This is a genomic window from Xanthobacter autotrophicus (assembly GCF_029991245.1).
In the GTDB taxonomy this organism is placed as follows: Bacteria; Pseudomonadota; Alphaproteobacteria; order Rhizobiales; family Xanthobacteraceae; genus Xanthobacter; species Xanthobacter autotrophicus_C.
In genome coordinates this window covers 1-11,803 of record NZ_JAIVFO010000142.1, presented here as the reverse complement: position 1 = coordinate 11,803, position 11,803 = coordinate 1, and the positions used below count along the sequence as shown (strand labels likewise).

Annotated in this window: 13 protein-coding genes, 1 tRNA gene and 2 pseudogenes; 9 read left to right on the top strand and 7 right to left on the bottom strand. The window is 68.0% G+C overall.

Annotated elements, in window-relative coordinates; all coding sequences use genetic code 11:
• Window positions 1–75: 75 nt before the first annotated feature.
• The 3 genes from tkt to rpe all read left to right on the top strand — a co-directional run bounded on the left by tkt (window position 76) and on the right by rpe (window position 4,330).
• Window positions 76–2,142: a transketolase gene (gene tkt, locus K9U41_RS18860; RefSeq protein ID WP_282642410.1), complete on the top strand. Its 2,067-nt coding sequence runs from the start codon at window positions 76–78 to the stop codon at window positions 2,140–2,142.
• A 221-nt stretch (window positions 2,143–2,363) separates the two neighbouring features.
• A complete protein-coding gene (gene fba, locus K9U41_RS18855) occupies window positions 2,364–3,428 on the top strand; it encodes a class II fructose-bisphosphate aldolase (protein WP_282642409.1) in 1,065 nt (354 codons plus the stop codon).
• A 209-nt stretch (window positions 3,429–3,637) separates the two neighbouring features.
• The gene (rpe, locus tag K9U41_RS18850) at window positions 3,638–4,330 is read left to right on the top strand and encodes a ribulose-phosphate 3-epimerase (RefSeq protein WP_282642408.1); all 693 of its coding nucleotides are present in this window, start codon (window positions 3,638–3,640) and stop codon (window positions 4,328–4,330) included.
• A 189-nt stretch (window positions 4,331–4,519) separates the two neighbouring features.
• On the opposite strand, the pseudogene K9U41_RS18845 reads toward rpe, so the two are convergent.
• The 6 genes and pseudogenes from K9U41_RS18845 to otsB form a co-directional block, all read right to left on the bottom strand.
• Window positions 4,520–4,819 (bottom strand): annotated as a pseudogene (locus K9U41_RS18845) (IS3 family transposase); the annotation flags it as partial.
• Between the two features lie 40 nt (window positions 4,820–4,859).
• Window positions 4,860–4,973: pseudogene (locus K9U41_RS23875) on the bottom strand (DUF4143 domain-containing protein); the annotation flags it as partial.
• A 9-nt stretch (window positions 4,974–4,982) separates the two neighbouring features.
• Window positions 4,983–5,132, bottom strand: a complete 150-nt coding sequence (locus K9U41_RS18840; RefSeq protein ID WP_282642407.1) for a DUF4143 domain-containing protein — start codon at window positions 5,130–5,132, stop codon at window positions 4,983–4,985.
• 24 nt (window positions 5,133–5,156) lie between these two features.
• A tRNA-Leu gene (locus tag K9U41_RS18835) sits at window positions 5,157–5,243 on the bottom strand.
• Between the two features lie 114 nt (window positions 5,244–5,357).
• Window positions 5,358–6,836, bottom strand: coding sequence for an alpha,alpha-trehalose-phosphate synthase (UDP-forming) (gene otsA / locus K9U41_RS18830; RefSeq protein ID WP_282642406.1), 1,479 nt, complete (start codon window positions 6,834–6,836; stop codon window positions 5,358–5,360).
• Window positions 6,837–6,841: 5 nt separating this feature from the next.
• Window positions 6,842–7,693, bottom strand: coding sequence for a trehalose-phosphatase (otsB, locus tag K9U41_RS18825; RefSeq protein ID WP_282642405.1), 852 nt, complete (start codon window positions 7,691–7,693; stop codon window positions 6,842–6,844).
• Between the two features lie 230 nt (window positions 7,694–7,923).
• Here otsB and K9U41_RS18820 point away from each other — a divergent pair, with 230 nt between their 5' ends.
• Window positions 7,924–8,316 (top strand): hypothetical protein, encoded by a 393-nt coding sequence (locus K9U41_RS18820; RefSeq protein WP_282642404.1) that lies wholly within the window; start codon window positions 7,924–7,926, stop codon window positions 8,314–8,316.
• Window positions 8,317–8,365: 49 nt separating this feature from the next.
• A complete protein-coding gene (locus K9U41_RS18815; protein WP_282642403.1) occupies window positions 8,366–8,635 on the top strand; it encodes a YMGG-like glycine zipper-containing protein in 270 nt (89 codons plus the stop codon).
• A gap of 224 nt (window positions 8,636–8,859) precedes the next feature.
• On the opposite strand, the gene K9U41_RS18810 is transcribed toward K9U41_RS18815, so the two are convergent.
• Window positions 8,860–9,033, bottom strand: a complete 174-nt coding sequence (locus K9U41_RS18810) for a DUF1328 domain-containing protein (RefSeq protein ID WP_282642402.1) — start codon at window positions 9,031–9,033, stop codon at window positions 8,860–8,862.
• A gap of 240 nt (window positions 9,034–9,273) precedes the next feature.
• Between K9U41_RS18810 and K9U41_RS18805 the strand changes: the two genes are divergently transcribed.
• The 4 genes from K9U41_RS18805 to K9U41_RS18790 all read left to right on the top strand — a co-directional run.
• Entirely contained in the window at window positions 9,274–9,555 is a 282-nt protein-coding gene (locus tag K9U41_RS18805) for a hypothetical protein (protein ID WP_282642401.1), read from the top strand.
• A gap of 177 nt (window positions 9,556–9,732) precedes the next feature.
• Window positions 9,733–9,999: a hypothetical protein gene (locus K9U41_RS18800; RefSeq protein ID WP_282642400.1), complete on the top strand. Its 267-nt coding sequence runs from the start codon at window positions 9,733–9,735 to the stop codon at window positions 9,997–9,999.
• 189 nt (window positions 10,000–10,188) lie between these two features.
• Window positions 10,189–10,917, top strand: a complete 729-nt coding sequence (locus K9U41_RS18795; RefSeq protein ID WP_282642399.1) for a hypothetical protein — start codon at window positions 10,189–10,191, stop codon at window positions 10,915–10,917.
• Window positions 10,918–11,021: 104 nt separating this feature from the next.
• Window positions 11,022–11,803, top strand: a 782-nt coding sequence (locus K9U41_RS18790) for an extensin-like domain-containing protein (RefSeq protein WP_282642398.1), incomplete at its 3' end; no start/stop codon positions are given.

The window sequence follows — 11,803 nt, the reverse complement described above, 5'->3', positions numbered from 1 at the left end:
CTCCCCACCCCTCCCCCGCGCCGGGGAAGGCGGGACGATCGCGAAGGGGCAATGAAGGTTGAAGGGAGACGAGCCATGACTGCTCACGCCAGGACCACCCAGGCCACCACCGCAGACGCCGTCCCGACGCTGGACCGCAGCCCCGGCTCCCTCGCCTGGCCGGTGACGGCGGCCCTGCGCGCGCTCGCCATGGATGGCGTGGAGCAGGCCAAGTCCGGCCATCCCGGCGCGCCGCTGGGCATGGCGGACATCTCCGCCGTGGTGTGGCGCGAGCACCTGCGCCACAATCCCGCCGACCCGGCCTGGCCCGACCGCGACCGCTTCGTGCTGTCCAACGGGCACGGCTCCATGCTGATCTACGCGCTGCTCCATCTCACCGGCTACGACCTGCCGGTGGCGGAGCTGAAGCGGTTCCGGCAGGTGCATTCGCGTACCCCCGGCCATCCCGAATACGGCATGACCCCGGGCGTGGAGACCACCACCGGGCCGCTGGGCCAGGGCCTCGCCAATGCGGTGGGCATGGCGCTGGCGGAAAAGACGCTGGCCGCCCAGTTCAACCGGCCGGGCCTTGCCATCGTCGATCACCGCACCTTCGTCTTCCTCGGCGACGGCTGCCTGATGGAAGGCGTGAGCCACGAGGCCTGCTCGCTGGCCGGCCGGCTCGGCCTCGGCAAGCTGGTCGCCTATTATGACGACAACGGCATCTCCATCGACGGCAAGGTGGAGGAATGGTTCGCCGACGACACCCCGGCCCGCTTCGAGGCCTATGGCTGGCACGTGGTGCGCAACGTGGACGGGCACGACCCCGCCGCCGTGCGCGCCGCCACCGAGGCAGCGCTGGCGCAGGGCAAGCCCTCGCTCATCTGCTGCAAGACCGTCATCGGCCGCGGCGCGCCCACCAAGCAGGGCCACCAGGACACCCACGGCGCCCCGCTCGGCCCGGACGAGATCGCCCGCACCCGCGCCGCCATGGGCTGGGATCACGCCCCCTTCGAGATCCCGGACGACATCTATGCCCAGTGGGACGCCCGCAAGGTGGGCGCCGCGCGCCAGCAGGCGTGGGAGGCCCGCATGGAAGCCTATGCCCGCGCCTATCCGAAGGAGGCGGCCGAGTTCCGCCGCCGCCTGAAGGGCGACCTCTCCCCCGTCTTCGCCGACACCTATGCGGCGGCGCTGAAGACCACCCTGGAGAAGGCCGAGACCGTGGCCACCCGCAAGGCGAGCCAGCAGGCCCTCGCCGCGCTCGCCCCGGCGGTGCCGGAATTTCTCGGCGGCTCGGCGGACCTTGCCCATTCCAACCTCACCACCTTCCCCGGCGCGGTGCCGGTGACGCGGGACCCGGCCGGCAACCAGATCTATTACGGCGTGCGCGAGTTTGGCATGTCGGCCATCGCCAACGGCATCGCTTTGCACGGCGGCTTCATCCCGTTCGTGGCCACCTTCCTGGTGTTCTCGGACTATGCCCGCAACGCCATGCGCATGAGCGCGCTCATGGGCCAGAGGGTGATCTACATCCTCACCCACGATTCCATCGGCCTCGGCGAGGACGGCCCCACCCACCAGCCGGTGGAGCATGTGGAAAGCCTGCGCCTCATCCCCAACCTCGACGTGTGGCGGCCCTGCGACACGGTGGAGACACTCGAAGCCTGGCATGCGGCACTGACCCGCACCGACGGCCCCTCCGCCCTCATCCTGTCGCGCCAGAACCTGCCGGTGTGGCCGCGCTCGGACGCGCAGGTGGAGGCCATTGCCGGCGGCGGCTACGTGCTGCGCGAGAGCGAGGGGGTGGCCCGCGCCATCCTCGTCGCCACCGGCTCCGAGGTGAAGCTGGCGGTGGCCGCGGCCGAGGCGCTGGACACGGCGGGGATTGCCACCCGCATCGTCTCCATGCCCTGCCGCGAGCGGTTCGAGGCTTTGACCGAGACCGAGCGGGCGGCGCTGTTCCCCAAGGGCGTGCCGGTGGTGGCGGTGGAAGCGGGCGTCACCCGCGGCTGGCGCGGCCTGACCGGCACCCGCGAGGAGGGCGTGACCGTCATCGGCATCGACCGCTTCGGCGAATCCGCCCCCGAGAAGGATTTGTGGCCCCTGTTCGGCTTCACCGTCGAGAAGGTGGCCGAGGCCGTCCGCCGCGCGGTGGGGTGAGGCTTTGCATCCCGGCCGACTGAAACGGAGCGCAAGCGAAGTGGAAGGAGAGCCGGGATCCAGCGCACGACTGCGCCGAAGGCGGCTCTTCAGACAGCCGCCACCGGGTCTTGCCTGCTGCGCAGCGGTTTTGCGCTGGGCCCCGGCTCGGCGCTCCGGCTTCGCCGTCGCTGGGCCGGGGAACACAGACATCCAGATGTGAACCTTAGAAGGAGAGGACAATGGCCCTCGTTTCCATGCGCCAGCTGCTCGACCATGCGGCGGAGCTTTCCTATGGCCTGCCGGCCTTCAACGTGAACAACATGGAGCAGGTGAAGGCGATCATGGACGCGGCCCGCGCCACGCGCTCGCCGGTCATCCTCCAGGGCTCGGCCGGCGCGCGCAAATATGCCGGCGAGGCCTTCCTGCGCCACCTCATCGCCGCCGCCGTGGAGGCCTATCCCGAGATCCCGGTGGTGATGCACCAGGACCACGGCGCCTCCCCCGCCGTGTGCATGGGCGCCATCAGGTCCGGCTTCTCCTCGGTGATGATGGACGGCTCCCTGAAGGAAGACGGCAAGACCCCCGCCGACTATGACTATAACGCCGCCGTCACCGCCAAGGTGGTGGAGCTGGCCCATGCGGTGGGCGTCTCGGTGGAAGGGGAGCTGGGCTGCCTCGGCTCGCTGGAGACCGGCAAGGGCGAGGCAGAGGACGGCCACGGCGCCGAGGGGGCGCTGGACCACGACAAGCTGCTCACCGATCCGGAAGAGGCGGCCCAGTTCGTGAAGGCGACCCAGTGCGACGCGCTGGCCATCGCCATCGGCACCTCCCACGGCGCCTACAAGTTCACCCGCAAGCCCACCGGCGACATCCTCGCCATCGACCGCGTCAAGGCCATCCACCAGCGCATTCCCACCACCCATCTGGTGATGCATGGCTCGTCCTCGGTGCCGCAGGAGCTGCTGGAGGAGATCCGCACCTATGGCGGCGACATCCCGGAGACCTACGGCGTGCCGGTGGAGGAGATCCAGGAGGGCATCCGCTACGGCGTGCGCAAGGTGAACATCGACACCGACATCCGCCTCGCCATGACCGCCGGCATGCGCCGCGTGGGGGCGAAGAACAAGAGCGAGTTCGACCCGCGCAAGTTCCTCGCCGCCGCCATGGAAGAGGCGAAGAAGGTGTGCATCAATCGCTTCGAGGCGTTCGGCGCCGCCGGCAAGGCGGACAAGATCCGCCCCATCGAGCTGGACGACATGGCCAAGCGCTACGCCTCCGGCGAGCTCAAGCAGGTGGTGCACTGAGTGCTGCTGGCGCCAACGCGGCGCCGTGACGTATAGGAGTGCTCGAGGCGGCTCGGCCGCCTCGTTCCCCGGACCAGCGACAGCGCAGCTGGAGCGCCAATCCGGGGTCCAGGGATAAGGTCCTGCGCAGCAGGCTTTCCGTCCGCTGGCGCTCCAGTCGGCCGGGGCAAGATACCGCCCCGTCCCATCCAGACGTTGAGGAGACCCCCATGGCCCGCGCTTATCCCATCATCGCCCCGTCCATCCTCTCGGCCGATTTCACCCGCCTCGGCGCCGAGGTGGAAGCGGTGCTGGAGGGCGGCGCGGAATGGATTCACTTCGACGTGATGGACAATCATTACGTCCCCAACCTCACCATCGGCCCGCTGGTGCTGCAATCCCTGCGCAAGGTGACCAAGGCCTTCGTGGACGTGCACCTGATGGTGAAGCCGGTGGACGGCATGATCGAGGCGTTCGCCGACGCCGGCGCCGACCTCATCTCCTTCCATCCCGAGGCGAGCGAGCATGTGGACCGCTCGCTCCAGCTCATCCGCTCCAAGGGGGTGAAGGCCGGCCTGGTGCTCAATCCGGCGACGCCCCTCTCCGTGCTCGACTACACGCTGGAGCATCTCGACCTGGTGCTGGTGATGTCGGTGAACCCCGGCTTCGGCGGGCAGGCCTTCATTCCCGGCGCGCTGGACAAGCTGAAGGCCATCCGCGCGCGCATCGACGCCTGCGGCCGCGACATCCGCCTGGAGGTGGATGGCGGGGTGAAGGTGGACAATATCGGCGCCATCGCGGCGGCCGGGGCCGACACCTTCGTGGCCGGCAGCGCCATCTACGGCGCCAAGGATTATGGCGCCACCATCACCGCCATGAAGCGCGAGATCGAAAGCGCCACGGGCACCGCCGCGGCGGCGTGAGGATGGAGCGGCATCAACACCGTCATGCCCCGGCCTGACCGGGGCATCCGCCTCGCCGCAATTCCGCATCCTGAAGAGTGTCAGCCGACCCGGCCGCAGCACGGAACCCCCGGTCAAGCCGGAGGATGACGGCGGGAATGCGAGCCGTCAGGAGGGACCGTATGCTGGGCGCCGGCCCCCTCCCCAACCCTTGTGGTTGAGCACGAAGCCTTCCCGCCTGAGCAGCACGTGCAGGCGCCGATAGTCGAAGCGCCGACGCTCATGGGCGATGGCCTTCATGCGCTCGCGCAGGGCGCCGTCATCCCCTCGCTTCGACTGGCATCTTATCGTCATGCGGCAGAAGCCGGTGGTTTTACGCGCCCGCCGTTCGCTCATCCCGTGACGCCCCATGAGATGCGCGATGGCTTTGCGCTCGGCAGCGGGCGTCATCACTTCTTTCCCGGAGAGGTCCTTCAGCGCGACATTGTCCAGCATCGCGTCGGCGAGCACCACAGACCCCGCCCAATCCGGCTTCTAATTGGATGACGAAGCCCTCCCAACTTCCTCCAGCGATGGGATGTCCCAGCAGTTCGTCGAGCGTAGCGAGCCCAAGCAAGGCACCGACGATGCCGCTGTCGCGGACATAGACACGTGGCGACTTCACGAGCCGCTTTCAGGCGTTGGAACGCCATGGCTCCAGGCGTCGCACAAGGAGCAGGTCCACCAGCAGGTTGAGAGAGGAAGCGACCGTCTTGCCATCGATGCCGAGGGCGCGGGCGAACTCGGCGGTATTGAGCAGGCCGGACTGGTGGTGCGCGGGCATCGTAAAAGCAAGTTTTCTGAAAAATGGTGCGGGCGGTCGGACTCGAACCGACATATCCGTAAGGACGGCGGATTTTGAGTCCGCTGCGTCTACCAGTTCCGCCACGCCCGCACGACGACCCGGCGAAGGCCGAGACGCCTCCGCGGCAAGCCTTGCCAACCGCGCTGCTATAGCGGCAAGGCGCCGGCGCGGCAACCAGGCGGCAGGGCCCAATATGCGGCCGGCTTACACCCCCCGGGGCACCAGGTCGGACCGCCAGGCGCCGGGCAGGCGCACCACGGAGCGGATGGCCGCCCGCGGCAGGCTCACCCCGCGCCGCTCAGCCGTTGCGGCCTCCGGCGCCAGTGCGGCGAGATAGTCCGCCGCCCAGCGGTCGATGTCGCGGGCCTCCAGCACCTGCATCATCCGGGCATAGCGCTCGCGGCGTTCGGCGAGCGGCATCTCCAGCGCCCGGCGCAGGGCATTGGCCATGCCTTCGGTGTCGTGCGGGTTCACGATGAGGGCGCCCGTGCCCATCTCGGCCGCCGCCCCGGCGAACTGGGACAGGACGAGCACGCCGGGATCGGCGGGGTCCTGCGCCGCCACATATTCCTTGGCGACAAGGTTCATGCCGTCGCGCAGCGGCGTCACCATGGCCACGTGGGCGGCCCGGTAGAAGCCCGCCAGCGCCGAGCGTGAATAGGTGCGGTTCACATAGCGCAGCGGGGTCCAGGACACGTCGGAATAGGCGCCGTTGATCTGCCCGGCCTTGTGGGAGACGTAGCGGTCCATCTCCTGGTATTCCGGCACGTCGGTGCGGCTCTTGGGCGTGATCTGCACGAAGGTGACCCGCTCGTGCCAGTCGGGCCGGGTCTTCAGGAAGTGCTCGTAGGCCTCGAGCCGGTTGGGAATGCCCTTGGAATAATCCAGCCGGTCCACGCCGATGATCAGCTTCTTGCCGACGAGGCTGTCGCGGAACGACTTCACGAAGGCGGCGCGGCTGGCATGCCTCGCCCGCCGCGCGAAGGCCGCCGTCTCGATGCCCACCGGGAAGGTGCCGAGCTTCACCCGCCGCCCGCCGATGTCGACGCCGGTGCCGTCGGGCGTCATCTGGCCGCCGCGGGTCTCCAGGTAATGGGCGAAATTGTCCCGGTCGCCCTCGGTCTGGAAGCCCACGAGATCGTAATAGGCCAGCGCGCCCACGGTCTCGCCGTGCTGCGGCAGGGCCTGGACGATGTCCGACGGCGGCATGGGAATGTGGAGGAAGAAGCCGATGCGGTTCTTGTGGCCGCGCTCCCGCAGGTATTTGGCGAGCGGCATCATGTGGTAGTCGTGGATCCACAGGATGTCGTCGGGGCGGATGATCTTCTCCAGATGATCCGCGAACATGCGGTTGACGCGGATGTAGCCGGACAGGTCCGAGCGGAAGAATTCCGAGAGATCCACCCGGTAGTGCAGGACCGGCCACAGCACCCGGTTGGCGAAGCCGTTGTAATATTCCTGGTGGTCGTCGGCCTTCAGGTCGACCACCGCATAGGTGATGCCGGCCTTGCGCGTCACTTCGGGGATTTCGGACGGTTCCGGGCAGATGCGCCCGCTCCAGCCGAACCAGATCCCGCCCCTGTCCTTGAGGGCGGCGTTGACCGCCACCGCCAGTCCGCCGGCCGAGACCCCAGACCGCTGGGGGACAGCCACACGATTGGATACGACCACGATACGAGACACGAGGGTCACCTCCGTCGTTGCCGCGGCACCGCCGCGAGGTGGGTGAGGAACGCGCGGACCGATCGGGGATCGGCAAGCACCCCATGGGCGCCCGGCCGCGGCGCGCCGACCGCCAGGGCCAGGCCCCCGCGCGCGGCCACGGCACAAAAGCCGGCCTCGTCCGTGAAATCATCGCCGATGAAGAGGGGAATGCGCCCGGCAAACGGGGCACGGCCCATGAAGTCCGCCACCGCCGTGCCCTTGTCGAGGCTTGCGGGCTTCACCTCGAACACGCAGTGGCCGGGCATCAGGCGCACGTCCTGCCGCGCGCCGAGAACGTCCAGAAGCGCGCGCCTGAGGGTCAGAGCGGCATCGGGCGCGGCGCGGTAATGAACGGCGATGGCGGTGCCCTTGTCCTCGGCGAACACGCCGTCGAAGCCGTCCGCCACCGCCGTCACCTCGCGGGCGAGCGCAACATCGAGCGCCGGCGCGGACAGGATCTTGCCGTCCGGCGCAAGCCGCATCTGCGCGCCGTGGCTGCCCGCCGCGGCGAAGCCGAACGGGTGCAGGAGCATGTCGAGGGATTGGATGGTGCGCCCGCTTACCAGGGCCAGCGCCCCATCCGCCTGCTCCGCCAGCGCGGCCAGAACCTGCGGCAGATGCTCGGGAACCTGCACCGCGTCGGGGTGGTCGGCGATGTCGATCAGGCTGCCGTCCACGTCGAGAAAGAAGGCGTGGGTGTCGGCGCGCACCTGTGCGCACACCGCCGGAAAGGGCAGGTCCGGCCGGCCCGCGTCAGACGCTTGGTCAGGCGCCTGGCCAGACGCCTGGCCAGGCGCTTGGCCGGTGGTCGCGAACGGGTGCAGCGCGCTCAGCACGAACCATCTCCTTATCCCATTACAGTCTTCTCAACGCTCGCGGCCTCGCCATGGTTCCCCCGCATGTTTGACGCAATGCCGCCATGCCGGCGCAAACAGATGCGGACCAACGGAACCGGAAGCCTCGCAGGGCGTTCGATCAACGGCTCAGAACTTACGACACGGGCAACGCGTTACCCGGCCGGATTGCGGCGCGATCCGGTCGACGCCTGCTCCAGGGAGAATGGTCGATGCTCGGATGGCACAAGGAGTCTACCGCTGACAGGGTCAGCCGCCGGATCGCGGCGCTCAAGGACGAGCTGGATGATCTCCAGTCCTCCCTGTGGAGCAAGCCGGGCGGCCTGGAGCGGATGGCGTCGGAGGCCCAGGACTGGATTTCCGAGCGGGCCGAAGCCTTGCCCAGGGTCCACATGCCCCATATCGACCTGTCCGGTGTCCATCTGCCGGACGTGCGGCGGCATCTGCCCGCGCCGTCGCCCTCGGTGGCGGTGATCGCCGCTGCCGTGGCAGTGGGCGCCGGCGTGGGCTGCGTGCTATATGCCCTGACGTCGAGGGGCAAACGCCGCCCGGCATCTTTCGCGCCGAAGGGCGACCGTCGGTCGGCGTCGGGAGTGGTAAAGTGATTTGGACCGAGACCCGGCCTGATGCCGGGGTCTGGCAAGGGAGAACATGATGAAAGCGGCTCTCATTGTGTGCGCGCTGGCGCTGGGACTGGCCGGCTGCAGCGAATATTCGCGGCAGGACCGGGCCGTGGGCGGCGCGGTGATCGGCGGCGGCACGGGCGCGCTCATCGGCGCCGCGGCGACGGGCACGGGCACCGGCGCCCTGGTGGGCGGCCTGATCGGCGCCGGCACCGGCGCCATCATCGGTGCCGAGACCACCCCGCGGGCCTGCTGGGCGCGCGACGCCTACGGCAATCGCTACCGGGTGCAGTGCCCCTGAGGCGAAGACACGACGCACGATGAAGGGGCGCCCTGCGGCGCCCCTTTTTTTGGCCTTCGACCGGACCGCGCCTGTGGGAGAGGTGGCGGAAACCGCGGCCGATCAACACGGTATTTACCTTAAGGCCGCATAAAGAGGGCACTCCAAGCAACTTCGGGCGGGCCCGCACCAGCGGACCCGCCCCTCCTTTTCGACCGCAATCGCTGCGGCCGATGACGCCGACGTCAGGGCGCCCGGCCCCGGCGCATCAGGCCCATCACTGCGGAAATCAGGAACAGCACGATTGCGACGAAGAAGATGATCTTCGCAATCTCGATGGCCGTGCCGGCAATGCCGCCGAAGCCAAGAACCGCCGCGATCAGCGCGACGATAAGGAATGTAACCGCCCAGCTCAGCATTTCAGACCTCCATGCCTGACGAGATGAAACGATGAATGGTCCGCGCCCGAAGATGGCCGCCAACTCGCCCGGCCGTTGCCGTGTCTTGGTGCTCCACGGTCATCCATCACTTGTCGATCCAACGGCAGAGCTGTGCGGCGGGTTCCCGCCGTGGCGCGAAAGTGAAGCCGCGACCTGCTGGAACCAAAGGCGCAATGGTGCGTTTCTGGTCAGGCTGAGACACATGAGTGGAGGAGCGGCATGAGCGAACCGCGAAACGTGCCGACGTCCGGCAGCGGGCCTGCCAGCACGGCGCCCCACGGCTACGACCGCGCGGAGTTCCGCCCCGGCGAAAGCCGGAGGGATTATCCACGCCGGCCTCGGGCGCCGGATGAGGAGCGTCGCCTTCTGCGCGAAGCCGAAGCCGCCTTGGCGGGGTCGGATCGCCGGCTCGATATCGACATCGACTTGTCCGGCAGCGACGGCGAAGGCGACCGTACGCCGGACGGCAAGGTGCGGCCCTCGCGCCTCTATCGCGAATAAGGGAGCGCCGGCTCCATCCACCCACCCGCGGCCACGCGGGCCGGGTCCGGCGACCAGATCGAATCAATTGCCATATTGCAACGCACGCGGGCGGATGTCAGATGTGGAAACCGCCCGCGTCTGTCCAGAAGAACCGCCATGCGAACGGCACGCCCTGAAGGCCCCCTCGATACCCCCATGACGACGCAGCACCAGAAAGAGGCCAGCGGCATGCGAACGCCTCACCGTCGCGACATCTCCGCACGGCAGGACCTTTTGGGCCGTGAGCTTCGCCAGCTGTTCGACGACTATACGCAGGAAGACATGCCGGACGACCTGCAAAAGCTCGCCGAGCAGCTCCAGGCGGCATTCGAAGGCCGCGGCGAAGACGAACCCGAGCCTGTGCAAAACGGCAAGGACGACGCCGGAGCCGGCGAGCCTGGGCCGGATGGAGCCGAACGCTGAGCCGAACTCCATCCCGTTGGCGATGGCCGGCGCCGAAGGACGCCAGCCAGCCGTGCAACGACTGGAATGCATATGTGTGAATTGCAACTACAAGGACTTTTTCTGCCTCCCGGCGTTTGCTACGTCACCGTAAGGTGAATGCTCACTGCCCGCGTGAGGAAGATGGCACCAAGGATAAATTTTTTCTGGATGGGCGACCGTCTCGGGTCCATTCACGCCGCCTGCATCAGATCCTTCGTCCGGCACGGGCACGATGTGGTGCTGCACAGCTATGACCGGCCCGTGGATACGCCGGACGGTGTGACGCTGTTCGACGCCGCGACCCTCATGACCCAAGAGGAGCTTATCCGGCATAGGCCCACCGGAAGTCCGGCGCTTGGCGCGAACCGCTATCGCTACCGCCTGCTGAAGGCGGACATGGGGATTTATGTCGATTGCGACGTCTATTGCCTTCAGTCTTTTCCCGACGAACACTACTTGTTCGGCCTTGAACAAAACGGACAGGTGAATAACGCGGTCCTGGCCATACCGGCCGACAGCAAGCTCTTGCAGGATCTTATTTCCGCTACGGAAGATGACTATTTCATTCCGCCGTGGGCGCGCAGAAGCGACCGGCGCGTGTGGCGCCTCCGCAAGGCGATGGGCTTTCCACGGCATGTGGCTGATCAGCCCTGGGGAATCTTCGGCCCTCAGCTGCTGACCTACATGATCCAGAAGCACCACTTGATGAAGATGGCTCAGCCGATCGACATCTTCTATCCGCTGCATCACCAGCAGACGTCCCTGCTCGTCCAGTCCGGCCTGCGGATCGCCGATATCGTCACCCCCCGCACTCTCGGGCTGCACCTCTACAATCACAGCCTGAAGGGATTGGAGCCCGCCGACGGCAGTCCGCTGCTCGAGGTCATCCAGTCGTAGCGGCAAGGCATGACCCAAGGGAATCCATTTTCCACCGCGCTTTTCTGAGCGCCGCAGCCTCCCCTTAACCCGTTCGCAACGCCGCCCTCGGCAAGGTGCGGCGCATGTCGCGCGCCTCCCTGTGGTTCCTTTTCCCTGCGCTGCTCCTCGCGGGTGCGCTCACCGGCTGTCGTTTCGGGCTCGAAACGCGCGATCCCTGGCGCGTGGAAGCCGAGGAGCAATGCATCGCCCAGAAGGGCGTCGTCGCCTCCGCCTTCATGGAACCCATCCCGGCCATCGACGGGCCGGGCATGTGCGGCATGGAGCATCCCTTCCGCGTCACCGCCCTCGCCGAGGGCAATGTGGTGCTGGAACCGGCGGGCAAGCTCGCCTGCCCGGTGATCCACCAGGTGGACCTGTGGGTGCAGGACGTGGTGCAGCCCGCCGCACTGGCCTGGTTCGGCCAGCCGGTGGTGGCCATCAGCCAGATGTCGGCCTATTCCTGCCGCGGCATGAACGGGCAGGCCGGCGCCAAGATTTCCGAGCACGCCTTCGGCAACGCGCTGGACGTGGGCGCCTTCCGCATCGCCGACGGGCGATGGGTCACCGTGAAGAACGGCTGGAAGGGCACCCAGGAAGAGCGCGGCTTCCTGCTCCAGGTCCAGGCGGGCGCCTGCGAGCGCTTCACCACCGTGCTGGCGCCGGGCTCCAACGTCTTCCATTACGACCACATCCATGTGGACCTGATGCGCCACGGGAAGGGCCGCACCATCTGCAAGCCGGCGCCCAGGCCCATGCCGGCGCCGCTGATCGCCAAGGCGCCGCAACCGGAGGCGCCGCAACCGGACTTCGCGCCGGCCGGCGGCCCGGCGGAGACCCCGCCCTACACCCCGGCGGGCTATACGCC